The 23,759-nt window shown below is 45.3% G+C and carries 22 protein-coding genes; 20 read left to right on the top strand and 2 right to left on the bottom strand.

The genetic code is table 11. The features are described from left to right. Window positions 1-446: 446 nt before the first annotated feature. The 16 genes from pulA (at window position 447) to GT360_RS05100 (ending at window position 18,258) form a co-directional block, all read left to right on the top strand. Window positions 447-4,424 (top strand): pullulanase-type alpha-1,6-glucosidase, encoded by a 3,978-nt coding sequence (gene pulA, locus GT360_RS05025; RefSeq protein WP_164647813.1) that lies wholly within the window; start codon window positions 447-449, stop codon window positions 4,422-4,424. 210 nt (window positions 4,425-4,634) lie between these two features. Next, window positions 4,635-5,057, top strand: coding sequence for a nuclear transport factor 2 family protein (locus GT360_RS05030; protein ID WP_164647814.1), 423 nt, complete (start codon window positions 4,635-4,637; stop codon window positions 5,055-5,057). Further along, a complete protein-coding gene (locus GT360_RS05035; protein ID WP_164647815.1) occupies window positions 5,054-5,791 on the top strand; it encodes an SDR family NAD(P)-dependent oxidoreductase in 738 nt (245 codons plus the stop codon). Before GT360_RS05030 ends, GT360_RS05035 begins: the two co-directional genes overlap by 4 nt. Continuing rightward, the gene (locus GT360_RS05040) at window positions 5,792-7,066 is read left to right on the top strand and encodes an NAD(P)/FAD-dependent oxidoreductase (RefSeq protein WP_164647816.1); all 1,275 of its coding nucleotides are present in this window, start codon (window positions 5,792-5,794) and stop codon (window positions 7,064-7,066) included. A 10-nt stretch (window positions 7,067-7,076) separates the two neighbouring features. After that, window positions 7,077-7,823, top strand: coding sequence for a DUF1365 domain-containing protein (locus tag GT360_RS05045; RefSeq protein ID WP_420825442.1), 747 nt, complete (start codon window positions 7,077-7,079; stop codon window positions 7,821-7,823). Window positions 7,824-7,834: 11 nt separating this feature from the next. Next, window positions 7,835-9,064 (top strand): SAM-dependent methyltransferase, encoded by a 1,230-nt coding sequence (locus GT360_RS05050; protein ID WP_164647818.1) that lies wholly within the window; start codon window positions 7,835-7,837, stop codon window positions 9,062-9,064. A gap of 24 nt (window positions 9,065-9,088) precedes the next feature. Beyond that, window positions 9,089-9,613, top strand: a complete 525-nt coding sequence (locus GT360_RS05055) for a DUF2878 domain-containing protein (RefSeq protein WP_164647819.1) — start codon at window positions 9,089-9,091, stop codon at window positions 9,611-9,613. A gap of 1 nt (window position 9,614) precedes the next feature. Beyond that, window positions 9,615-10,166, top strand: a complete 552-nt coding sequence (locus tag GT360_RS05060) for a chalcone isomerase family protein (RefSeq protein WP_239502585.1) — start codon at window positions 9,615-9,617, stop codon at window positions 10,164-10,166. Next, window positions 10,163-10,693, top strand: coding sequence for a DUF3833 domain-containing protein (locus tag GT360_RS05065; protein ID WP_239502586.1), 531 nt, complete (start codon window positions 10,163-10,165; stop codon window positions 10,691-10,693). The genes GT360_RS05060 and GT360_RS05065 overlap by 4 nt, the downstream gene beginning before the upstream one ends. Before the next feature lie 493 nt (window positions 10,694-11,186). Further along, window positions 11,187-12,830: an ABC transporter substrate-binding protein gene (locus GT360_RS05070; RefSeq protein ID WP_164647820.1), complete on the top strand. Its 1,644-nt coding sequence runs from the start codon at window positions 11,187-11,189 to the stop codon at window positions 12,828-12,830. 144 nt (window positions 12,831-12,974) lie between these two features. Beyond that, window positions 12,975-13,895, top strand: coding sequence for an oligopeptide ABC transporter permease OppB (gene oppB / locus GT360_RS05075; RefSeq protein ID WP_164647821.1), 921 nt, complete (start codon window positions 12,975-12,977; stop codon window positions 13,893-13,895). 14 nt (window positions 13,896-13,909) lie between these two features. Continuing rightward, window positions 13,910-14,812 carry an oligopeptide ABC transporter permease OppC gene (gene oppC, locus GT360_RS05080; RefSeq protein WP_164647822.1) on the top strand — a complete coding sequence of 301 codons (903 nt, stop codon included), beginning with the start codon at window positions 13,910-13,912 and terminating at the stop codon, window positions 14,810-14,812. A 20-nt stretch (window positions 14,813-14,832) separates the two neighbouring features. After that, complete coding sequence (gene oppD, locus GT360_RS05085; RefSeq protein ID WP_164647823.1) at window positions 14,833-15,804, top strand: ABC transporter ATP-binding protein; 972 nt, start codon at window positions 14,833-14,835, stop codon at window positions 15,802-15,804. Continuing rightward, window positions 15,801-16,793, top strand: coding sequence for a murein tripeptide/oligopeptide ABC transporter ATP binding protein OppF (oppF, locus tag GT360_RS05090; protein WP_164647824.1), 993 nt, complete (start codon window positions 15,801-15,803; stop codon window positions 16,791-16,793). Before oppD ends, oppF begins: the two co-directional genes overlap by 4 nt. 271 nt (window positions 16,794-17,064) lie before the next feature. Next, window positions 17,065-18,012 (top strand): glutathione S-transferase family protein, encoded by a 948-nt coding sequence (locus GT360_RS05095; RefSeq protein ID WP_164647825.1) that lies wholly within the window; start codon window positions 17,065-17,067, stop codon window positions 18,010-18,012. Between the two features lie 60 nt (window positions 18,013-18,072). After that, window positions 18,073-18,258, top strand: coding sequence for a DUF2986 domain-containing protein (locus GT360_RS05100; RefSeq protein ID WP_164647826.1), 186 nt, complete (start codon window positions 18,073-18,075; stop codon window positions 18,256-18,258). On the opposite strand, the gene GT360_RS05105 is transcribed toward GT360_RS05100, so the two are convergent. Together GT360_RS05105 and GT360_RS05110 are read right to left on the bottom strand one after the other, a co-directional pair. Further along, window positions 18,233-18,715: a LabA-like NYN domain-containing protein gene (locus GT360_RS05105; RefSeq protein ID WP_164647827.1), complete on the bottom strand. Its 483-nt coding sequence runs from the start codon at window positions 18,713-18,715 to the stop codon at window positions 18,233-18,235. The genes GT360_RS05100 and GT360_RS05105 overlap by 26 nt on opposite strands. Before the next feature lie 94 nt (window positions 18,716-18,809). Continuing rightward, window positions 18,810-19,430: a porin family protein gene (locus GT360_RS05110; protein ID WP_239502587.1), complete on the bottom strand. Its 621-nt coding sequence runs from the start codon at window positions 19,428-19,430 to the stop codon at window positions 18,810-18,812. Between the two features lie 220 nt (window positions 19,431-19,650). On the opposite strand from GT360_RS05110, the gene cydH reads away from it, so the two are divergent. From cydH to GT360_RS05130, 4 genes are all read left to right on the top strand, one after another. After that, window positions 19,651-19,740: a cytochrome bd-I oxidase subunit CydH gene (cydH, locus tag GT360_RS05115; RefSeq protein WP_164647828.1), complete on the top strand. Its 90-nt coding sequence runs from the start codon at window positions 19,651-19,653 to the stop codon at window positions 19,738-19,740. An 8-nt stretch (window positions 19,741-19,748) separates the two neighbouring features. Next, a complete protein-coding gene (locus GT360_RS05120) occupies window positions 19,749-20,897 on the top strand; it encodes a patatin-like phospholipase family protein (RefSeq protein WP_164647829.1) in 1,149 nt (382 codons plus the stop codon). 190 nt (window positions 20,898-21,087) lie between these two features. Further along, window positions 21,088-22,305 carry a sugar metabolism global transcriptional regulator Mlc gene (gene mlc / locus GT360_RS05125; protein ID WP_164647830.1) on the top strand — a complete coding sequence of 406 codons (1,218 nt, stop codon included), beginning with the start codon at window positions 21,088-21,090 and terminating at the stop codon, window positions 22,303-22,305. A gap of 155 nt (window positions 22,306-22,460) precedes the next feature. Then, window positions 22,461-23,411 (top strand): chemotaxis protein CheV, encoded by a 951-nt coding sequence (locus GT360_RS05130; protein ID WP_164647831.1) that lies wholly within the window; start codon window positions 22,461-22,463, stop codon window positions 23,409-23,411. The last annotated feature ends 348 nt before the right edge of the window (window positions 23,412-23,759 follow it).

Consider the following 23,759-nt stretch of genomic DNA (forward strand, 5'->3'; position numbering starts at 1 on the left):
CATTATTTTTATATCAACCTCTCGTGAATCGATAATTTCAATTCAAGAAACGTGATGGTGTACGGATTGTGTGCAATGTTAGCGTGGTGTTGATATTTTGATGCCATTTGTGGCGTTGTTGCCCAGATTTAAATTAGATCTGTACATAATGTGACCTGGAGATGCTGGGTGTAGGCTATAAGGCGTAGGGGATGATCTGGTGAGGCGTAGTAGGGGAGTAGTTGTTTTTATGAACATGCTCAAAATATGTAGGTCTGCAAAATGTGATCCTTTGTTAATATTTTGAGATGAATTGTTTATCGTAAGTTTAATTATACCTTTGTCACAAACTGCTTATTCTTATTGTTATTAATATTTTTTTGCATTCTAGAAAAGGCGATATCTGTACCTACAAATTTAGTCGCCAGTGCATATATAAAAATAACCGAAAGGATAGGACACTATTAATGGAAATTAGAATTAACAAGCTGGCGAAATACACAATGCCAATGTTTGTCGCTCTAGCTATGGCAGGATGCGGCAGCGATTCGTCAGATTCAGGCTCCGGTGGTGATGAAGGTGGTGCGATCGAAGGGCTTTATCCAGCTCAAGAAAACGAGGTCGTGATTTATTACAAACGAGATGCCGATCAAGCACGCAGTGGCGCAGATTATGATGGTTGGGGTTTACACCTTTGGAACGGTGAAGGCTGTACAAGTACTGATTTAGATGCGATGGGTATCCCTTCCGGTGGAACAGATTGGGGAGCGCCTCATTTGGCTACGGGGCTAAGTGAAACATACGGTGCATACTATGTTCTAAAAGTTAATCCTGATGCTTCAGACCCTCATGAATGTATGAACTTCATTCTTCACAAGGGCGATGAGAAAGCATTTGGTAGTGCCAACAGTAAAGTAGAATTGCGAAACCTAGATGATTCTCAAGGTGTATTTGGTTTCCACGGTAGTAGTCAACTGTATTACGAGCCAATCGCAGAGCGTCCAGTGATGATTGATGGTCAAAAGGCACACTGGCTAGATGCTGGCACGATTGGTTGGGAGTCAGTGGCTGGCGCAGATAAGGTTGAACTGCGCTACGACCAAGAAAATAAAATCTTCATGAATGATGACACTAAGATGGTCGAAGGTGGTACGGTCATCTCACTATCTAAGGGCAGTGGTCTGAGTGATGATCTTAAGAAACGCTTCCCTCACCTTGCCGATCTTGCTACGGCGGATATCGATCTAAACCATGACGACCTTCGCGCAGTTCTTAAATCACAAATTGTTTTAGTTGCATACAAATCAGATGGGTCAACGCTCGCTGCGACACAGATTCAAAAAGCTGGTGTGTTGGATGCAGTGTTTGCTGATGAAGACGCAGGTAATGCGATTGATGAAGACCTAGGTGCGATCATCGAGGGTAATGACGCTACATTTAAACTTTGGGCGCCAACCGCCAAGTCAGTTTCAGTTACGATCTATGATGATGAGCTGAAAATGGAAGAAACACTTCCAATGAACGAGGACCCAGAGACCGGCGTTTGGTCTTCTGAGGTTGTAGCGGGTGTCGTTGGCAAGTTTTATCGCTACGGAGTGGAGGTCTACCACCCTACATTAGAGAGAATTCTATCTCTCCCAGTTACAGACCCATACTCGATGAGCCTTTCAACAAACTCTACACACTCTCAAGTCGTTGATTTGTCGCACGATACATCTTTGATGCCAAGTGGTTGGAACGATGATGACTACCAACGCCCAACGGTTGAAAAAGACGTTGATCACGTACTGTATGAATCTCATTTACGTGATTTTAGTGTCAGTGATGTGAGTGGTAATCCAGATTACGACGGTAAGTACCTAGCGCTGACAGAGCCAGACCGTGAATCCGTTACCCACTTGCAAGCACTTAAAGATGCGGGCTTAACGTCTCTTCATATTCTCCCTGCATTTGACATTGCGACGGTAGACGAGGCGAAACAGGTAGACCTGAAAGACACAATTGGTGACCTGTGTGCCATCAATTTGGAAGCGGCAGTTTGTGGGGTGGAAGATGACGGAGCTGTTATAGAAGATGTTCTTGCAAGCTACGACCCAACCACACCGGATGCGCAAGCATTAATGAATGACTTACGTGGTCTAGATAGCTTTAACTGGGGTTATGATCCATTCCACTACACGGTGCCAGAAGGCAGCTACGCAACCAATGCGCATGGCGACACTCGTATCAGAGAGTTCCGTGAGATGGTCAAAGCGACCCATGACATGGATCTCAAACTTATCATGGATGTGGTTTATAACCATACTAACGCATCGGGCGACAGCGAAAAATCGGTTCTAGATAAGATTGTCCCGGGATACTACCACCGCCTTAACGTCAATACCGGTGACGTTGAAATGTCTACTTGTTGTGACAATACAGCAACAGAACACCTAATGATGGGTAAACTCATGGTTGACTCATTGGTGGTGTGGGCGCGCGACTATAAAGTTGATGGTTTCCGCTTTGACTTGATGGGACACCAGCCAAAAGATCTGATGATCGAGGCGTTAGAGGCAGTCAGAGAAGTCGACCGCAATACGCTCTTCTACGGGGAAGGTTGGGACTTTGGCGAAGTGGCAAACAATGCACGCTTTGAACAAGCCACTCAGCCGAACATGGCTGGTACAGAGATTGGTACCTTCTCAGACCGTCTGCGTGACGCAGTGCGTGGTGGCAGTCCATTTGACGGTGGCGAAGACACCGATGGTTTACGTTCACTTCGATACAATCAAGGTTTCGGTAATGCTGCGTATGTGAATACAGAGGCAGAGTCTAAATACACTGATGACCAGATGAGAGCAAACCTTCTGCATAACCAAGACATCATCCGTGTTGGTATGGCGGGTAACTTAGCTGACTTTGTTCTTTTAGATTATGAAGGCAATACACAGCTCGGTAAGACAGTCGATTACAACGGTGCTCCAGCAGGCTATACGGTTCACCCTTCAGAGAACATCTCTTATGTGTCAAAGCATGATAACCAGACTCTTTGGGATAACAATGCTTACAAGATTGCTGAAGGTACAACACCTGCTGATCGTGCGCGTATGCAAACAGTCGGCCTGTCTACGGTCATGTTAGGTCAAGGTATTCCATTCATTCACATGGGTTCAGAATTACTTCGCTCTAAGTCTATGCAGCGTGACTCGTATGATTCAGGCGATTGGTTTAACCGTGTGAAGTTCAACGGTGAAGACAATAACTGGAATGTTGGTCTACCGCGTGAAGACAAAGATGGTGATAACTGGAAGTTGATCAAAGAGATCATCGCGGATGCGAGCGCAGAGCCTTCAATGGATGACATTGAAATGACGAAGAATCAATTCTTAGAGCTGTTGACGATTCGTAGCTCTAGTGAGTTGTTCCGTTTGGAGAGTGCAGCTGACGTGATGAACCGTGTTGATTTCCGTAATGTGGGTGAAGATCAACAGCAAGGTTTGATTGTTATGTCAATTGACAATGCGGGTAAGAGCATTGCTGATGATTACAGCGCAATTGTTGTGGTTGTGAACTCGACTGCCTCTTCTCAGACGTTTGAAGTTAAAGATGCTGTAAACTTTGACCTGCATCCAGTACAGAAAGACTCCGCTGATTCAGTCGTAAGACGTGCTGCTTTCGCGTCCGGCGAATTTACTGTACCTGCTTTGACCACTGCGGTATTTGTACAAACTGATGGTACTGGTCTTCCTGTCGACACCAGCAATAAGGATTTTGAGTCAATTCCTCCTTATGGCGACACAGTTGTTTATGTTAAAGGTTCAATGAATGGCTGGGGCGAAAGCGATGACTGGGCCATGAGCTTTGAAGGGAATGGTTTGTACTCTGTCACAGGAGCACTTGAGGCTGGTACATATCAATTCAAGTTCGCTGATGCCGCATGGAGCCATCCTAATATTGGTTGTGACAATGCCACACAAGCATCTGGTAGCCTTAATTTAGGCACGGGCGGTGACTGTGAAGTGACAATTGACGAGGCAGGTAAATACTCATTTACATTAAACGCAAGTCATGAACATTCTAGCTCAATAGACAAACCTGTGTTGTCAGTAACTAAGGCGGCAGATGCACCAACATTTGGTGATACAACGCTTTACTTGAAAGGTACTATTACAGATTGGGGCGCGCCTGATTATGCTAAGTTTACTTACGTAGCGAATGACGTTTATAACTTAGACATTAGCCTGACTTCAGGTAGCTACGAGATGAAAATTGCTGATGCTGACTGGACCGCAGCGACAAACTTCGGTGGTGAAGGCACGGTAGATTTGGATACAGAAGTCACCATGGCAGTGGGTGGAGATAGTGCCAACCTGGCTATCACAATCCCTGCGGATGGCTCCTACAGCTTTTCTCTCAATGTTATTGACCCAAGTGCACCAGTACTAACTGTGACACAAAAATAACGGCACTAAATTAATTATCTTATAGGCAAAACCTCGCTTCTCGGAGCGAGGTTTTTTTGTTTTTATCATATTGATCGTTCTATTTTCTTTAAGGGTATAAGGCAGTTAAGAAAAGTTGTACAAAAAAAATTTTGTACAACTTTTTAACCTGAACTATGTTTAATTGTACAAAATAATTTTTTGTACACGTCTCCTAAAGAGGTATCGGTCATGGACGTCGCGAGCGTAGCTGATTTCTATCAGCGCTTAGGGAAAAACAATCTGGATACGCTGGGCGAAATTTACCACAACGATGTGGTGTTTGAAGACCCGGCGCACAAACTTAGCGGCCTAAACTCTCTAGAGGCCTACTTTCATTCAATGTATAGCAACGTCAACAGTTGCCACTTCGAGATATTGTCTGCCGACCAAGTCGATCAGCGCGGTTACATAAAATGGTTAATGACACTCTCGCACCCTAAACTCTCGTCAGGAAACAGTATAGAGGTAGAGGGTTTGACCTTTGTCGAGTTTAGAGACGGCAAGGTTATCCATCATCGCGACTACTTTGACCTAGGTGCCATGTTGTACGAGCACTTGCCACTGTTGGGTAGAGTGGTGAGCACAATTCGCCGCAAGTTGGGCCAAGCATGAACACTGTATTAATTACAGGCGCGACCTCGGGCATTGGCGAGCAACTGACACGCGACTATATCTCGTCAGGCTGGACGGTCATTGCCTGTGGCCGCAACAAGGACAAACTTCAAGAGCTCGCCTCCATTGATACGAGAGTTAAGCCACTTGAATTCGACGTGAGTGACGACGAATCAGTGCGCGAAGCGTTTTCAGCATTGCCAGAGATTCCTCAATTATGGTTGTTCAACGCCGGAAGTTGTGAATACATCGATAAGGGTGAGATTGACAGCCCGCTCATTTCACGCGTCATGGACGTTAATTTTACCGGAGTAGTGCGATGCGTTGAGGCCGCACAGCCCTATTTCAAACCGGGACACCGCGTTGCCTTCGTTGGTTCGATCGCGAGCGAAGTCGCTCTGACACGTTCTGAGGCCTACGGTGCCTCTAAGGCGGCGCTTAGTTATTTTGCAAGAAGCTACAAAAATGACATAGCCGCCTCAGGGGTTGATGTTTCTCTCATTTTTCCTGGCTTCGTAAAGACGCCACTGACAGATAAAAACGATTTTGCGATGCCAATGCTTATCAGTGTTGAAGAGGCGTCAAAGCGCATAATGCACGGATTGAGTAAAAATAGAGACTTCATCTATTTTCCACGCAGATTTACTTGGATATTGAGAGTGATAGGAGCACTGCCATATCAGTGGCAGGCCAAAATTACATCAGGGCTGGTTGGCTCACAGGGAGAGCAGTAGATGAAAATTGCAATTATAGGTAGCGGTATCTCAGGGTTAACGTGCGGCTACTATCTTCATAAACAGCACGATATTACGGTTTACGAAGCAAATGACTACATAGGTGGGCACACCGCCACGAAACAGGTGGAAATAGACGACAACAGATACGAGGTCGATACCGGGTTTATCGTATATAACGATAGAACCTATCCTAATTTCATCGCAATGATGAATGAGATTGGCGTAAAAGGTGTTCCAACTCAGATGAGTTTTTCAGTCCGTAATGACGGCAACGGTTTAGAGTATAACGGGCACACCATCAGCACGCTCTTTGCCCAGAAAAAGAACCTGCTTTCTCCCACATTCTATCGATTTATATTCGAGATTTTACGCTTTAACAAGCTGGCCAAAGCCAATGCAGACGTCGCGATAGAAAACGAGGTTACTCTGGGTGATTTTCTCAACCAGCATCGTTTTTCCTCTTACTTTAGTGAGAATTACATTCTACCGATGGGCGCGGCAATTTGGTCATCAACATTGGCAGACATGCGTGCGTTTCCACTCTCTTTCTTTTTGCGTTTCTTTCTCAACCATGGGCTACTGGAGGTGACGAATCGCCCTCAGTGGTACGTGATTGAAGGTGGCTCTCACGCCTACATCGACCCCTTGACTGCTGGCTTCAAAGACAAAATTAGGCTGAGCGCCCCCGTCACGACAGTCAAGCGAGACAATGCGGGCGTTGTTGTCGAATCTAATAGCGAGAAAGAGCGATATGACCAGGTAATTTTTGCATGCCACAGCGACCAAGCGCTAGCATTACTCGATGCCCCTTCAGTTGCTGAGCAAGCGGTGCTAGGAGACATGAGCTATCAAGCCAATGAAGTGGTTTTGCATACCGATACGGCCTTGTTACCACGAGAAAGAGCGGCTTGGGCGTCGTGGAATTATTACCTCAGTGGTGACCAAGGTGAAGAGCAGCGTTTACCCGCGCTAACTTATAACATGAATATCCTGCAGCACATCAAAGCGCCCCGTACCTTTTGTGTCTCTCTTAACTCTTCAGACCAAATAGAGCCAAGTAAGGTTTTGAAAACCTATACTTATCACCATCCGGTTTTCACCGTTCAAAGTATAGCGGCACAGGCGAGAAAAAGTGACATCAGTGGACTCAACAACACTTGGTATTGCGGAGCCTACTGGCACAATGGTTTTCATGAAGATGGTGTGCGTAGTGCGCTAGATGTGGTGCGTGCATTGGTGCAGCATTCACAGCCGAATCTAGGTGCCGCATAGAGGTGGAATGATGAAGAGCCGCATATATACAGGTAACGTTCGACATCGTCGCTTTTTGCCGATGGAGCATGAAATAAATTATTCCCTGTTCATGCCGTGCATTGATCTTGATGAGATTGATCAGCTATCAAATACCGTTTCGATGTTTGGGCAGCGCTGGTGGCACTGGGCGCGCTTCAAACGTAGCGACTATTTGGGTGACGGCTGCTTGAAGCAACAAGTTCAGCGTAAAGTCTATGAGTTGACGGGGGAGCGACTGGCAGGCCGCGTCGAAGCCGTTTTGCACCTTAGATATTTTGGACTCTACTTCAGTCCGATTAATCTGTACTACCTCTATGATGAACAAGGTGAGTGGCGATACATGCTAGCAGAGGTGAGTAATACCCCATGGAATGAGCGTCATTACTATGCCTTACCTGCAGACCCCGGTGAAAACGACAACAACTGGCAGCATCAAAAAGCCTTTCATGTATCGCCGTTTAATCCGATTGACCAGAAATACAAATGGAAGCTCAAACCAATAAAAGAAAAGTTGAGCGTCCATTTGGAGTGTCACAAGCAACATAAAGTCTTCGACGCCACGATGAAGATGAGCCAAGTACCGTTTTCATCTAAAGGATTGTTGTGGCTTTTAATGAAAACGCCGATACAAACCGTCAAAGTGGTGTGGGGAATTTACTGGCATGCTCTCAAGTTGTGGCTTAAAGGCGCGCCTTTTTACTCTCATCCCAAATATGACCAAAAGAATACAAACTAGGAGAGTTGGTAATGATGAACGCAACCACCTTATCTTTTCCTCAGCAAATGAGTCGTGTCGATAGGAGCGCAAGACAGTGGCTTATGGGTAAGTTAGAAACGCTGCCGGTGGGTCGACTCACTATTGTTGAACGCTATTTTGAGCAAGAGCAGGTGACGACATTGGGTAATGGGTCTTTGCAGGCAACGGTTATCGTTAACGATGGTCGTTTTTTCTCGCGCATGCTCAAAGGAGGCAGTATCGCTGCGGGAGAGGCGTATATGGACGGCTGGTGGGACAGCCCTGACTTGACATCGGTGATGGAGTTAATGGCGAGAAATATGACGACTTTAGACTCTATGGAGCGAAAGTCGGGCCTATTGACGCAAGTAGCATACAAATTAGGACATTGGCTAAACCGCAATACACTGACTCAATCGAGAAAAAATATTCACGCGCACTACGATTTGGGTAACGACTTATATGAGTTGTTCTTGGACACCAATATGCTCTATTCGTCTGCACTGTACTTGAATACTGTGGATTCGTTGGAAGTAGCTCAAATCAACAAGATGGAGCGTTTGTGTCAACAGTTACAGCTAAAAAACACCGATAGAGTCTTGGAGATTGGCACAGGGTGGGGCGCGATGGCCATATATATGGCACAGACCTATGGGTGCCATGTCACTACCACCACTATCTCAGAAGAGCAGTTTGAATATGCCAATCAGCAAGTTGAAAGGCTGGGACTTCAATCGAAAATTACCTTATTGAAGGAAGACTATCGCTTGCTTAAAGGAGAGTTTGACAAAGTTGTGTCGATAGAAATGATTGAGGCGGTGGGTAAGCAATTCCTTTCTTCTTATATAGAGAAGTGTCAATCGTTGTTGGTGAAAGGAGGTCGGTTTGCGATCCAGGCGATCACGATTGCTGATCAACGGTATGACAGCTACAGCCAAAATGTCGATTTTATTCAAAAATACATCTTCCCTGGTGGTTTCTTGCCGTCAGTGTCTAAGTTGGCAGAAGCGGCAACAAAGTGTAGTGACTTTGTGATTCGAGATGTATTTGATATTGGGCTGGACTATGCCAAAACACTCAACCAATGGCATGAGCGTTTCAATGAGCAGGAGCCATCCGTGAAAGCATTAGGCTATGACGAGCGCTTTATCCGCATGTGGCGTTATTACTTGTGCTATTGCGAGGGTGGTTTCAAAGCAAAAAGTATTAGCACAGTGCAAATGACATTTGAGCGACCTTAGCTTGGGGACAGATTTGGGGGCGCTATGCGTTATTTGCAAAAACATGTGTTGATTGTCATCTCTGTGTGGTTCCAATGTGTGTGGTTTCTCGCTGTGTTAGGGCGAGAAACCATGTTCTATTACCTTATCCCCTTTATCTGTCTAGGACTGTATCTGATAGCGAAACTCTATCGTATCCAATGGTCACCCTTGGTGGCACTGTTGTTTGTTGGTCTGCTCGTGGATTCATGTAATCAAGCCCTTGGTCTGCTTGAATTTTCAACTCAATGGCTTCCGTCATGGTTGCTCGCACTATGGGTGGCCTTTTCTCTGTATGCGTTTGTTTTGCTCCCTCAACTAAACCGTTTTCCAAAGTGGGCCGTACTATGTGTAGGTGGGTTGGGTGGTAGCTTAAGCTATCTCGCTGGACTCAAGTTCGGGGCTGTTACTACAACATTCAGCAAACTGTTTTTTGTCAGTGTCCTCTTTGTTGAATGGGTTTTACTGTTAGTAATAGCGTCACTTCTCATTGCACGGTTTCCTCTAGTGCAAAAGGAATTAAGGGAATGACATGAGACGCTTAGCTTTCTATTTCACGCTGCTTTGGAGTTGCCTAAGTGTGGCTCAACCTACCTCTTTACAACTGGAGAGTGATTGGAAAAGCTGGTCGAAGGTCGGGTCGGCTGACCTCAACTGGTTGTTTTTCGATATCTATCAATCTCATCTTTTTACACCGAGTGGTGATTATCGCCTCTCACATGATGTGACACCGCACCCACTGGCACTTTCGATCACCTATGAAAGAGACATCGAAGCGAAAGACTTGTTGTCTGTGACATACGATCAGTGGCTCAAGCTGGGTTACTCCGATGAACAGGCTCTTAGCTGGCTTGAGACAATCTCCCCCATGTTCCCAGACATTTCTGAGGGCGATCAGCTTGTCTACGTCTCTGATGGGGCAGATGGCGAGATTTATTGGTTACGCAAAAACAGCTACCGCTGGCAGCTTATGGGCAACGTAACAGATGAGCTCACTAATGATGCGTTTTTATCAATATGGTTGTCCCCAAAAACTGAATACCCGCGTCTACGCAGACAACTCATAGGAATGGTGACACAGTGATACGGAAAACCCTGATTGTCTTTATTTTAATAATGTCCAGCATGATTGCTGGATGTTCCACTAAAATTGAAGATTACAAACAGTCACAGCCGAGCTTAAACCTGTTTGAGTACTTTGAAGGTAAGACCGTCGCCTGGGGTATGGTGCAGGATTACACTGGGGCACAAACTCGTCGCTTTAGTGTTGATATCGTTGGAACAGTACAAGCCGATACCTTAACCTTGGTCGAAGACTTCATCTTCGCTGATGGGGAAACGTCACAACGGATATGGACGATTGTACGATTAGAAGATGGTCGCTATGAAGGATCAGCGCCAGATGTGATAGGAAAAGCATCGGGGCAAGAGGCGGGTAATGCGCTCTACTGGGAATATGAAATGGAGTTGGACGTTGACGGCGACCGTTATCGAGTTGGATTTGAAGACTGGATGTATCGCCACGATGATAAACGACTCTTCAATATAGCAGCCATTAAGAAATTCGGCGTTGAAGTGGGTACTGTGACCCTGTTTTTCGAAAAACAATAAATCCTGTTTACTTTACAAAAGGGCCTTGGCCCTTTTTTTTTGCTTTGTGGCACGGAAATTAATTCGAGATGTGAAATTTGATCTCTGTCAATTAGTTAAACTTCAAGTTAGCCAGAAGTGTCATAACATTCGCGATAAGTTAGCGTTTTTGTTACATTGCTGGCGATAAAAGCAGCAGAAAATACTGCTTTTATTGATACTAGCAGCAAATATGGAATACATAGCTAGTCAGACCATTGGATTTTGTTCATATGTTTTTTGATTTAAGTCTCGTTTAGTGTTTTATGCTGAATTTTAGGCCCAAACGGAAAATTATGGGGAGTTTAGTTACATTTTTGTGGCAAATTAATTCGATGGTTGGTAATGTGTTTCCGAATCTTTGTGTGATTAAGGGATTTTTAGGTCTTTTTATACAGCCTATACCCATAGTTAGCCGTTCTAACTTGCGCACAAAGTAGTCATGGATGCAAAAATATAACTTGGAGTTAAATGCATGTATAAGAATAAGATTACTCGCGCTCTTTTCTTGGGTGCGGGCCTGTCACTTGCACTTGCTGGTTGTGGTGAAAAGCCAGAAGAAAAACAAGCAGCTCAACCTAAAGCAACGGAATCAGAAGCACCTGCCCTTCAGGAGTTGGTACGTGGTAACGGTACCGAAGTGGCTTCTCTAGACCCACACAAAACGGAAGGTGTACCAGAATCTCACGTTATTCGTGACCTACTGGAAGGTCTAGTTAACCAAGACGCTGACGGTAACACTATCCCTGGTGTTGCAGAAAGCTGGCAAACGACAGACAACAAAACGTTCACTTTCAACCTTCGCAAAGACGCTAAATGGTCTAACGGTGACCCTGTTACCGCTGAAGACTTCGTTTACAGCTTCAAGCGTGCTGTCGATCCTGCAACGGCTTCTCCTTACTCTTGGTATGTAGAATACACGCGCATGGACAACGCTAAGGCGATCATTGCGGGTGAAGCGGACAAAGAGACATTGGGCGTACGTGCAATTGACGCGAACACACTAGAAGTGACTCTAGAGAAAGCAGTACCATACTTCGTCGCGATGATGGGCCACACGACAATGAAGCCTGTTCACCGCGCAACTGTTGAAGCTCACGGTGATACTTGGACTAAGCCAGAAAACTTCGTTGGTAACGGCGCATTCAAGATCAATAACTGGGTTGTGAATGAGCGTATTGAGCTTGTTCGTAACGACCAGTACTGGGACAACGCTGAAACTAAGCTAGACAAAGTGACTTACCTGCCGATTGAAAACCAAGTGGCAGAGATGAACCGTTTCCTATCTGGTGAAATCCACATCACGAACGAACTGCCAATCGAGCACTTCAAGCGTCTACAAACAGAGCACCCAGAATCAGTTTCTGTAGTGGGTAACCTATGTACTTACTACTACGGTTTCAACAACGCAAAAGCACCATTTGATGATGCTCGCGTTCGTCAAGCACTGTCTTACGCAATCGACCGTGATGTCATTACTAACATCATCCTTGGTCAAGGCCAAAAACCTGCATACTTCCTAACGCCGGAGATCACTGCGGGCTTCAACCCAGAGCTTCCAGCTTACGGTGAAATGACACAAGAAGAGCGTGTAGCAGAAGCGAAGAAACTCCTCGCTGAAGCTGGCTTCGATGCGTCTAACCCACTGAAGTTCAACCTACTTTACAACACGTCTGAAAACCACCGTAAGATTGCAACAGCAATCCAATCTATGTGGAAGAAAGACCTAGGTGTTGATATCACACTAGAAAACCAAGAGTGGAAAACTTACCTAGACACGCGTCGTCAAGGTAACTTTGACGTCACTCGTGCTGGTTGGTGTGGTGACTACAACGAAGCATCTTCATTCCTATCTCTAATGCAATCTAGCAATAGCTCTAATGATCCTAAGTACCACAATGCTGAGTACGATGCGGTAATGGAAAAAGCAATGCTAGCGACTGATGAGGCAGCCCGTGAAGCGGCATACCTAGAAGCTGAAAAACTACTTGCTCGTGATATGCCAATCGCACCTATCTACCAGTACGTAAGTTCTCGTCTTGTTTCTCCATCTGTTGGTGGTTTCCCATCAAACAATGCTGAGAATAAGATCTTCTCGAAAGATCTTTACATCAAGTAATAGCGTTTAATCCGCTAACACGACGTTAAATCGTAAAACTATAAAAATAAGAGCCTGTTGCGGCAGGCTCTTGAGTTTTCTATTGCCCGGATTTGGCAATAGAGCTTTTAAATTACACATGTCACAGACTGAAAGAGTGAGTTTATGCTTAAATTCATAGCGAAAAGGATCTTTGAAGCAATTCCAACCATGTTGGTATTGATTACAGTTTCTTTCTTTCTTATGCGTTTCGCACCGGGTAACCCATTTTCAACAGAGCGCCCTTTGCCGCCAGAAGTAATGGCGAACATCAACGCAAAGTATGGCTTGGATAAGCCTGTCTCGGAACAATACTTCACATACTTGGGAAATATCCTGCGTGGTGATTTTGGTCCATCATTCAAATATAAAGATTTCACTGTTAACGAGCTGATCTCTGGTGCACTGCCTGTATCAGCGAAAGTCGGTTTCGCTGCTTTTATCTTTACCGTCATTATGGGGGTAGGGGTCGGCACCATAGCCGCACTTCGGCAAAATACCTGGCTCGATTACAGTATTATGGCGACCGCTATGCTCGGGGTGGTCATGCCATCCTTCGTGTTGGCGCCCGTTCTGATCTATATCTTCTCGATTAACCTTGGTTGGTTGCCTGCGGGTGGTTGGCATGACGGTGGCTTTAAGTACATGGCGTTACCGGTACTTGGTATGTCACTACTTTACGTCGCAACCTTTGCCCGTATTACACGTGGTTCGATGATCGAGACTCTAAATAGTAACTTCATTCGTACTGCGCGTGCGAAAGGTTTGAGCTACCGCTACATCATCTTTAAACACGCTTTACGTCCAGCATTGCTGCCTGTTGTTTCATACATGGGGCCTGCATTCGTAGGTATCATCACGGGCTCGGTAGTGATAGAAACCATTTTTGGTTTGCCAGGTATCGGTAAGCTGTTCGTTAACGCCGCCTTCAACCGTGACTACTCACTGGTAATGGGGGTCACAATTCTTATTGGCTTCTTGTTTATTCTGTTCAACGCTGTCGTCGATATTTTGCTGGCGTACATTGATCCGAAGATTCGCTACTAGGTTGGAGTGGTAACATGTTAACGAAAAAAGAAAATTTAGAAGCGATCGAGAAGTTTTCTGAAAACTTAGAGATCGAAGGTCGTAGCTTGTGGCAAGACGCGCGTATCCGTTTTATGCGCAACAAAGCCGCAATGGCAAGTCTTGTGATATTGGCGTTAATGACATTCGCCGTCATTTTCCTACCAATGTTTGCTCAATACAGTTTTGAAGACACTGACTGGTATGCGATTCACTCTGCACCTTCACTAACCCACTTCTTTGGTACAGATGCACTCGGTCGTGACCTGTATGTGCGAACGCTTGTGGGTGGTCGTATTTCATTGATGGTCGGTGTCATGGGTGCATTGGTTGCTGTTTTGATTGGTACGCTTTACGGTGCAGCATCAGGCTTTATCGGCGGTAAAGTTGACCGCGTGATGATGCGTATCCTTGAGATCCTTTACGCAGTGCCATTCATGTTCTTGGTTATCGTATTGGTGACAATATTTGGCCGTAATATCGTTTTGATCTTCGTGGCGATTGGTGCGATTGCTTGGCTAGATATGGCGCGTATCGTACGTGGTCAAACGCTTAGCTTGCGTAGCAAAGAGTTTATTGAAGCGGCACACGTTTGTGGTGTAAGTAAGTGGAATATCATTACTCGTCACATCGTTCCTAACGTACTGGGCATCGTAGCGGTATACTCTACGCTATTGATTCCAAGCATGATTTTGACGGAATCATTCTTATCTTTCCTTGGTCTTGGTGTTCAAGAGCCGATGACAAGCTGGGGCGCACTGCTCCAAGAAGGCGCGAACACAATGGAAGTTGCAATCTGGCAGTTGGCATTCCCAGCGGCATTTATGGTTGTGACACTATTCTGCTTTAACTACGTCGGTGATGGTCTGCGCGATGCGCTGGATCCAAAAGACCGTTAATCAAGATTGAGGAAGTAACAATGAGCTTATTAGACGTTAAAGACCTGCGTGTCGAGTTTACTACTCAAGACGGTATCGTCACGGCAGTTAACGATTTGAATTTCTCACTAAATCAAGGTGAGACACTAGGTATTGTGGGTGAATCTGGTTCAGGTAAATCACAAACCGTATTTTCTATCATGGGCTTGCTGGCGAAAAACGGCATCATCTCAGGTAGTGCAAAATTTGAAGGTAAAGAGATTCTTAACCTTCCAGAGAAACAGTTAAACAAGGTTCGTGCGGAACAGATCGCGATGATCTTCCAAGACCCGATGACGTCTCTCAACCCATACATGAAAGTGAGCGATCAGCTGATGGAAGTGCTCATGCTCCACAAAGGCATGGGGAAGGCTGAAGCGTTTGAAGAGTCAGTCCGTATGCTTGAGGCGGTTAAGATCCCTGAAGCTCGTAAGCGTATTACCATGTATCCTCACGAGTTTTCAGGCGGTATGCGTCAGCGTGTGATGATCGCTATGGCCCTGCTTTGTCGTCCAAAATTGTTGATTGCTGATGAGCCAACAACGGCATTGGATGTAACGGTTCAAGCACAGATCATGGATTTACTTAATGAGCTAAAAACCGAGTTCAATACAGCAATCATTATGATCACGCACGACTTGGGTGTAGTTGCCGGTTCCTGTGACAAGGTATTGGTCATGTATGCGGGTCGTACCATGGAGTACGGCACGGTAGACGATATCTTCTACAACCCTAGCCACCCATATGCAGAAGGCCTGCTTAAAGCAATTCCTCGTCTAGATACTGAGGGTGAGATTCTGCCAACCATTCCTGGCAACCCGCCAAACTTGTTGCGTTTACCAACAGGTTGCCCTTATCAAGAGCGTTGTCACCGAGTAACGGATCGTTGTAAGCGCGAGGCGCCGATTCTTGAGCCGTTTGGCGATAATCGTCAGCGTGCATGTTTTTCAGATTGGGAGGCTTGGGCAAAATGAGCGTAGAAAAGAAATTACTGTTGGATGTTAAAGATCTTAAAGTTCACTTTAGCATTGCATCTAAGTCTGCTTGGCCATGGTCTAAGCCTGCAAACCTTAAAGCGGTTGATGGTGTTGATGTTCGCCTTTATGAAGGTGAAACACTCGGTGTCGTTGGCGAGTCTGGTTGTGGCAAGTCGACTTTTGCTCGAGCAATTATCGGCTTGGTCGAAGCGACTGAGGGCGAGGTGGTTTGGCTTGGCCAAGACGTGATCAAAATGAAAGAGGTGGAGCGTCGCAATACTCGCAAAGAGATGCAGATGATCTTCCAAGACCCGCTAGCATCACTTAACCCGCGTATGACTGTCGGTGATATTATCGCTGAGCCACTACGCACTTTCTTCCCGCAACTGTCGAAAGAAGAAGTGAAAGATCGCGTTAAAGAGATGATGACCAAAGTCGGTCTTCTGCCTAACGTAATCAACCGTTACCCACATGAGTTCTCAGGTGGTCAGTGTCAACGTATCGGTATTGCACGCGCATTGATTCTTAAGCCTAAGATGATCATTTGTGACGAGCCAGTATCGGCACTGGACGTATCGATTCAGGCTCAGGTGGTTAACCTACTGAAGGAACTACAGAAAGAGCTTGGTTTATCACTGGTATTCATCGCTCACGATCTGTCAGTAGTGAAACACATCTCTGACCGAGTCCTAGTAATGTATCTTGGTAACGCGGTGGAATTGGGGGAATCGGAAGCGCTGTTTGCTGATCCAAAGCACCCTTATACACGCGCATTGATGTCAGCAGTGCCTATTCCTGACCCTAAGATCGAGCGCTCAAAGAAAATTGAGATGCTAGAAGGTGATCTGCCATCACCTATTAACCCACCTTCAGGTTGTGTTTTCCGTACTCGTTGCCCACAAGCAACAGAAGAGTGTGCAAAGCGTAAACCTTCTATTTTAGGTAACGACACTCACGCGGTGTCCTGTTTACACGTAGCAGTATAAACACTGAACTATTCAGCCTGTGACGGGCTTAAGCGCGGTCTTCTTCGGAAACCGCGCTTTTTTTATTTAGCAGCCAAACGTTTGCTTTTAATTAAGACAGTCCAATTTAACGTCCTATCAGGACAGTCAATTTCAAAAAATGTTTGACCTTCGACCTAATGCTAACAACTCCGTGTTCAAGAATACTGACTAAGACCAACAATTGTGGCGGGCTTTATGTTGTAAATATCCGCCTATACTAAAAGTTCGTTCTAACACAAAGGGAGTGAGCATGGGTAAGTTAGTCCAAGGGGTATGGCATGATGTTTGGTATGACACAAAGGCGAGTGGCGGCAGTTTTGTTCGAGAGGATGCAGGATTTCGCGGTTGGGTTGAAGAAGGCGAAGGTGTGGAGTTTGCTGCAGAATCCGGCCGCTATCACCTCTATGTTTCTTTAGCGTGTCCTTGGGCACACCGTACGTTGATTATGCGCCAATTAAAAGGGTTAGAGGCTCATATTGATGTGTCGATTGTTAGTCCAGATATGTTATCTGAAGGCTGGGAGTTTACAGAGTCTGAACCGCTGTTTGGTGCGACTCGTCTGCATCAAATCTACACTCGAGCCAAGTTGGATTATACAGGTAGGGTAACAGTCCCCGTGCTTTGGGATAAGAAAACGCAAACTATTGTCAGTAACGAATCCTCTGAAATCATTCGGATGTTCAATTCAGCGTTTAACTCCATAACGGGTAACGACAATGACTATTATCCGCTTTCTTTACGCAACACCATTGATGAGTGGAATGATTATATCTATCCAAATATAAATAACGGAGTGTATCGATGCGGATTTGCTACGACACAGCAAGCCTACGAGGATGCCTATCATTCGCTTTTCGAGGCCTTAGAAAAAATCGAGAGTCACCTAAGGCGTTCTCGTTACCTTGCGGGTAGTCAGATTACAGAGGCAGATTGGAGGCTGTTTACTACGCTCATACGCTTTGATGCAGTGTACGTAGGGCATTTTAAATGCAACAAGAAGCGCATTGCTGATTACCCAGCTTTGAACGGATATATGAAGGAGCTATACCAAATCGAGGACGTTAAGCAAACAACAGACTTCTACCATATTAAACGTCACTATTACTATAGCCATACAGGTATTAACCCAACACAGGTTGTGCCTCTAGGGCCGCAGCTAGACTTAGACTCTCCCCATGGAAGAGAGAGCATCGTTTAATGCGAACTTTGACTCTGTGTGGCATCACGTTATACTGCGCCCCTTATTAAAGGGGCCACTATGAACCGCAAGAAAAAAATCAACTCGATCTTAAAAGCTAAGCAGAAGAAGAAAAATGCTAAGCTGCACAAAAGCAACAAGCCAAAGTACATCTCAAAGGCTGAGCGCGCGAAGATGGAACTAGAGACTGCTCAACAAGAAGAGAGTGAGCAAGCATCGGCTATAGAAGCAAATGATCCTCAATAGCCACATAAACACTGGCTTGATCGATTAGCGATTGAGCCGTTAATTGCTTAACACTATACACCACAACCTCCACATCAAAGCGTTGCTTGATTCTTTGCGCTAACACATCAAAATCCCCATCGCCAGAAAGCAGAATCACGGTATCCACGTCTTTAGCATTTTCATAGACATCTAGCGCAATACCAACATCCCAATCGCCTTTTGTGGTGCCGTCTGAACGTTGAGTGAATGGTTTTAGCTTCACTTCAAAGCCTATGCCTCGCAAAATATGGTGAAACTGGCGTTGCTTATCCTGTTTACTTGCGATCGCGTAAGCGTAAGCTCTATCGATTGAGTAAGTTTGTTTAACTTCACGCCAAAAGACGTTGTAGTCGAAGTTGCGATTGAACGCTTCGCGTGTGGTGTAGTAGATGTTTTGTACATCGACAAAAATTGCAGCGCTAGGTTTTGAAGGCATGAGTAAAAGCAAGTGGTCGAAAAGGCTAAGGTTAGCGAATTGTTCGACCATAGGGAAGAGGTATGGCGAAAACCTAATGTTTGTTGGCACATGGCTAAAACTTGAATGTGACGCCCAGATTCGCAGAAAATTGGTTCATCCAATCGGTCTTGAAGCGAATCACACAATTACCCTCTTGCCCACTGGGCAAATTACAGATCGCAGACGTGTCATTGTCAACAACGGTCCCTAGCCAGCGAATCTGCCCGGTTAAAAATAGATTGTCTTTAAGTTGGTGTTCAACACCGCCATAGATACTGGTAGCGAAACCCAGGTTGTCTTTAACCCAACTCGCCTCGGTATAGGCACCACCTAAACCGATTCCAAGGTGCGTGTGTAACTGGTCATCAACTTGATAGTGAACGGCGCTTTGGAATAGTAGGTAGTGGCTGTTAATTGTGGAGTTAATGTCCTCCACTTCAGTTCCTTGGTAGTGATAGAATAAGCCGATTCGCCCAGCTTGTAGTGGCGTTTCTATCTGCAATGCAAAGCTTTCTGACGGCTTGAAGTCAAACTCTTGCCCGTCCTCATTAACGACTTTTCCGCCACCGGTGAATCCTATCCAAGGGGTCACGTAAATATCTCTAGCCATAGCTGGGGCAGCGGTTATCGCCATGAGCAAGCCCAAAATAGCGATATTGGAATAAGTGGTTTTAAGTTGGAACATGCACGACATAACGACTACCTTGAACAATAGATGGGTGACCCTTTAATTGTGAACAAAACGTCATAATTGTGAAGAACTTATTTGCTTTTATTGAAGTCACTTCACAGCCCTGTATATGATTAATGTAACCAATAAAAAAGAAACTACGATTTCTTTATATCCAAGCTGCGCCGGGCGAAGTTCAGTGAAAAGCTTTGGATAACCCTACACCAATAACGAGGATGTCATTATGAATCAAGATCTACGTTCAGCCCTGTTTATCGTCGCTGCCATTTTCACCGTATTAATTGGTTTTGGGTTTATTGCTATCGCCAATTAGATATCGTTATGACGCTTAACCATGGCACTGTCACTAACTTAAGTAGTGCGCTCGATATTGAGCGTTTGAGTCGATACTGCCAAGGCAAGACAGCGTTAGTTGCGCAGGGGGGAGGGCAAAGAGGCATATTCACAGCGGGAGTGCTCGATGCTTTCATGATGAGCGACTTTGACCCCTTTGATGAGTTTTATGGCACCTCTGCGGGTGCTGTTAACCTTTGCGCTTATTTGTGTCGCCAGCATACACTTGGCCGACGTTTTTTAGTTGACGTGACGACCAATGATGAGTTCTTCAGTCTGTTTGGTTTTTTGAAACGTCACCGATACCTAAATTTGGAGTGGGGTTTTGAGCAATTAACCCATTTTCCAATGAAACTCGACCTTGACCTTGGTAGACAAGTCTTGGGGGATCGCAAAGCCTTTGCAGCCGTTACCTGCTCAAACACATTAAAGGATCGTTACCTTCCGATGCTCGGGCCTGATTGGATGTCCGTGCTTGTTGCTACCTGCGCAATTCCCTATTTGTACCGTGATAGTGTACCCATTGGAGAGCATTACTATTACGATGGGGGTATTTCTGCGGCTATTCCGGTTCAACAAGCTTGGCGTAACAATGCGAGGCTTATCATCACAGTCAGAACGGAAGAAGAGGATACTCCACTACGCGATACGCTCCCCTCGCAAGCAGAATTCGAACGAAAACACCAAAGTGACTCAGGTTGGGCACATCAACTGGATAAATGGAAGGCGAGTTGGAGTGACTTTCTAGAAGAGAAGCTTGAACAAGCTCATCGAGAGCGGCAAAAACAGCATCATCATTTACCGCTACTTAATGGTGGGCGATGGCTATTTGGAGCCCAAGATATCTATCGATTGAGCCACGTTTTTGGTGACAATTTTGATTCGGGGCTCGCAGATATGTTATTGGTTCATTACCAAACTTACTCTCTCACACAGGACTTTTTGAACAACCCTCCTGACGATTGTTTTGTTGTGCAAATCAAACCTCACGAACCGCTACTTTCAACGGCTTTGATGAGCACAAAAGAGGACCTGATTCACGATTATCAACTGGGTCTGGATGCTGGCTATCGGTTTATCACAGACTTTTTATCTGCCAAAAATTTAGTCGATAGCACAAGTGCTCGGTACGGTTAGTTAAGGGTGTAGCACGGCAGTGATTACTAAGCGAAGTGGCGCTATTTTCTGCAAATTTACAATTGAACTTTGATTGCACGCGCAAACATTACAAGCACTTTGTGACACTGGTCACGCATGGCTATTAAACTGCTTCACAATTACTTCGCAAAGTAAAAAAATTGCTAGGTTATTGATTTAGGAGTTCACTATGTACACGGCTCATCCTGGGCACATTGACCATATTAAACAGATCAACGCTGGCCGTGTGTATAAGCTTATCGATCAGAAAGGACCTATTTCGCGGATCGATTTGTCGAAGGAAAGTGAACTTGCTCCTGCGAGTATCACCAAGATAACGCGTGAACTGATTGCTGCTCATCTCATCCACGAAACCACCGTTCAAGAAGCGATAAGCCGAGGTCGCCCGGCTGTCGGTCTGCAAGTCAACAATGAAGGTTGGCAGTTTTTATCAATTCGCTTGGGGCGTGGCTACTTGACGATTGCCCTACATGAGTTGGGCGGTGAAGTGCTGATTGATACCAAGATTGAAATCCACGAAATCGACCAAGATGATTTACTCGAGCGCTTGCTGCATGAGATAGATGAATTCTTTCAATCTTATACTGAGCAACTTGATCGCGTAACCAGCATTGCGATCACTCTGCCTGGTTTGGTCAATTCCGATGAAGGCATCGTATTGCAGATGCCGCATTATAATGTGAAAGACTTAGCACTAGGCCCTGAAATCTACAAAGCAACGGGCCTGCCAGTATTTATTGCCAACGATACCCGAGCTTGGGCTTTGGCAGAGAAGCTATACGGTCACTCACAAGAGAATGAAAACTCGGTTCTTATCTCGATTCACCATGGTCTAGGAGCAGGTATCATACTTGATGGGCGCGTGCTGCAAGGCCGTCACGGTAATATCGGTGAACTGGGCCATATCCAGATCGATCCACAAGGGAAACAGTGTCATTGTGGCAATCGTGGCTGCCTTGAAACGGTCGCTAGCTCTCAGGCGATTCGCGAGCAAGTGGCTGAACGCATTGCGGCAGGTGAGTCATCGAGCCTTGAAAGCGAATATGAAATCTCTGTCGAAGCAATCTGTGCGGCGGCAGAACAAGGCGATCCACTTGCGGTGGATGTAGTGGAAAACTTAGGCCGACACCTAGGGGCAGCTATCTCAATTGTGGTAAATCTATTTAACCCAGAGAAGATTCTAATCGGTGGGGCCATCAACCAGGCGAAAGATATCCTGTACCCAGCGGTTCAAAAATGCATAGAAAGCCAAACGCTTCCTGTTTATCATCAGGACCTAGAGCTGGTGGAGTCGCGCTTTTACAAGCAAGCGACCATGCCTGGGGCTGCTCTTATCAAACAAGCACTTTATGATGGTTTGCTGTTAATGACCGTCGTTGAGGGTTAGTTTTTATTAAACTTTTCATACCTTTACCTCTTTCTTTCTCCACACAATGAGCGTTAGCGCACTCGTTTGAAAATGAGTGCTTAACACATTAATCTCGCCCATGTAAAATCATTCTCAATAAATGGAAGTAGTTTAACAATTAATGAGAGTGACTTATGTCCGGAGTTCTCAACGCAGTAGACCAACGTACTAATTTAGTCGGTGAAAATCGCCTTGAACTGTTGCTATTCAGTCTAAATAGTCGACAGATCTTTGCTATCAATGTGTTTAAAGTTAAGGAGGTACTGAAAGTACCACCTCTAACGAAGTTACCAGGCTCACACCACAATATTAAGGGTGTGGCTTCTTTGCGTGGTGAATCGGTACCCGTTATTGATTTACGCAGCGCAATTGGATTTCCAAGCACTCTAAAAGGTAATGATGAAGAGCAGAATCTGATCATCACGGAATACAATCGTTCAGTGCAGGGCTTTCTGGTTGGGCAAGTACGTAATATTGTTAACACTGCATGGACAGAAATCCAGCCGCCGCCAGTAACCACAGGTCGTAACAACTACCTGACAGCAATCACTCAAATCAAAGATGGTGAGATTAACCATATTGTAGAAATTATCGATGTGGAAAAAGTGTTGGCAGAGATTATTGATTATGATGTGAGTATCTCTGAGGGGGTTTTGGATTCGGAACTTCTTAATCATATGCAAGGTCAGAAAATACTTGTTGTCGATGATTCATCTACTGCTCGCTCCCAAGTGCGCGGCACACTTTCTCAGCTAGGAATCGAAATTATCGAGTGTCGAGATGGGGCTGAAGCACTAAACCTTCTTAAGAAGTGGGCAGATGAAGGCAAGGACGTGACTCAAGAGTTGCTCATGATGATTACCGACGCAGAAATGCCTGAAATGGATGGCTATAAGCTGACGCATGAAGTGCGCTCAGACCCGCGTATGAAAAACTTGTATGTTGCGTTAAATACCTCTCTAAGCGGCAGTTTTAACGAAGCAATGGTACAGAAAGTAGGGTGTGACCGCCTGATATCTAAGTTCCAACCGGATCTATTAGTCGATGTTGCACAGCAGCGCCTTCGTCAGGTGTTAAATAATTGAGCGTAGCTCGCATTTCATGAAGGTACTAGACTGTAGTACAAGAAAAGCTTGCTATACTTTAACCAGCTGTAAAGCTAACTGCTGCAGTCTTTTAACATACATTTTAAGGTAGTTCCCCAATATGATCATGCTAGTCACATCTTTGTGTATGCTGTTATTGACGGAATGGAAGAAAAGACGCAAGGAAGCCGAAGTTGAGCTTTAAATAACGCTCACTCGACATCAATTAAAATGGGAGACAATGATTGTCTCCCATTTTTTGTGCCTGACGGTTTACACAGCGGAATAAAAAAATGCCAGCTCTAGAGCCGGCATTTCAATAGGTAGATAACTTAGCTGATAGATAGC

Origin of the sequence: Vibrio astriarenae, from assembly GCF_010587385.1 — a bacterium.
Taxonomy (GTDB): Bacteria; Pseudomonadota; Gammaproteobacteria; order Enterobacterales; family Vibrionaceae; genus Vibrio; species Vibrio astriarenae.

Bases quoted from the DNA above. Each gene is read 5' to 3' on its own strand.
- oppF (WP_164647824.1), top strand. From the start codon at position 15,801: ATGAGCGTAGAAAAGAAATTACTGTTGGATGTTAAAGATCTTAAAGTT.
- GT360_RS05120 (WP_164647829.1), top strand. From the start codon at position 19,749: ATGACGCTTAACCATGGCACTGTCACTAACTTAAGTAGTGCGCTCGAT.
- GT360_RS05030 (WP_164647814.1), top strand. From the start codon at position 4,635: ATGGACGTCGCGAGCGTAGCTGATTTCTATCAGCGCTTAGGGAAAAAC.
- cydH (WP_164647828.1), top strand. From the start codon at position 19,651: ATGAATCAAGATCTACGTTCAGCCCTGTTTATCGTCGCTGCCATTTTC.
- oppC (WP_164647822.1), top strand. From the start codon at position 13,910: ATGTTAACGAAAAAAGAAAATTTAGAAGCGATCGAGAAGTTTTCTGAA.
- GT360_RS05095 (WP_164647825.1), top strand. From the start codon at position 17,065: ATGGGTAAGTTAGTCCAAGGGGTATGGCATGATGTTTGGTATGACACA.
- GT360_RS05060 (WP_239502585.1), top strand. From the start codon at position 9,615: ATGAGACGCTTAGCTTTCTATTTCACGCTGCTTTGGAGTTGCCTAAGT.
- oppD (WP_164647823.1), top strand. From the start codon at position 14,833: ATGAGCTTATTAGACGTTAAAGACCTGCGTGTCGAGTTTACTACTCAA.
- pulA (WP_164647813.1), top strand. From the start codon at position 447: ATGGAAATTAGAATTAACAAGCTGGCGAAATACACAATGCCAATGTTT.
- GT360_RS05130 (WP_164647831.1), top strand. From the start codon at position 22,461: ATGTCCGGAGTTCTCAACGCAGTAGACCAACGTACTAATTTAGTCGGT.
- GT360_RS05050 (WP_164647818.1), top strand. From the start codon at position 7,835: ATGATGAACGCAACCACCTTATCTTTTCCTCAGCAAATGAGTCGTGTC.
- GT360_RS05100 (WP_164647826.1), top strand. From the start codon at position 18,073: ATGAACCGCAAGAAAAAAATCAACTCGATCTTAAAAGCTAAGCAGAAG.
- GT360_RS05070 (WP_164647820.1), top strand. From the start codon at position 11,187: ATGTATAAGAATAAGATTACTCGCGCTCTTTTCTTGGGTGCGGGCCTG.
- mlc (WP_164647830.1), top strand. From the start codon at position 21,088: ATGTACACGGCTCATCCTGGGCACATTGACCATATTAAACAGATCAAC.
- GT360_RS05045 (WP_420825442.1), top strand. From the start codon at position 7,077: ATGAAGAGCCGCATATATACAGGTAACGTTCGACATCGTCGCTTTTTG.
- GT360_RS05040 (WP_164647816.1), top strand. From the start codon at position 5,792: ATGAAAATTGCAATTATAGGTAGCGGTATCTCAGGGTTAACGTGCGGC.
- oppB (WP_164647821.1), top strand. From the start codon at position 12,975: ATGCTTAAATTCATAGCGAAAAGGATCTTTGAAGCAATTCCAACCATG.
- GT360_RS05105 (WP_164647827.1), bottom strand. From the start codon at position 18,715: ATGCCTTCAAAACCTAGCGCTGCAATTTTTGTCGATGTACAAAACATC.
- GT360_RS05035 (WP_164647815.1), top strand. From the start codon at position 5,054: ATGAACACTGTATTAATTACAGGCGCGACCTCGGGCATTGGCGAGCAA.
- GT360_RS05055 (WP_164647819.1), top strand. From the start codon at position 9,089: ATGCGTTATTTGCAAAAACATGTGTTGATTGTCATCTCTGTGTGGTTC.
- GT360_RS05110 (WP_239502587.1), bottom strand. From the start codon at position 19,430: ATGTCGTGCATGTTCCAACTTAAAACCACTTATTCCAATATCGCTATT.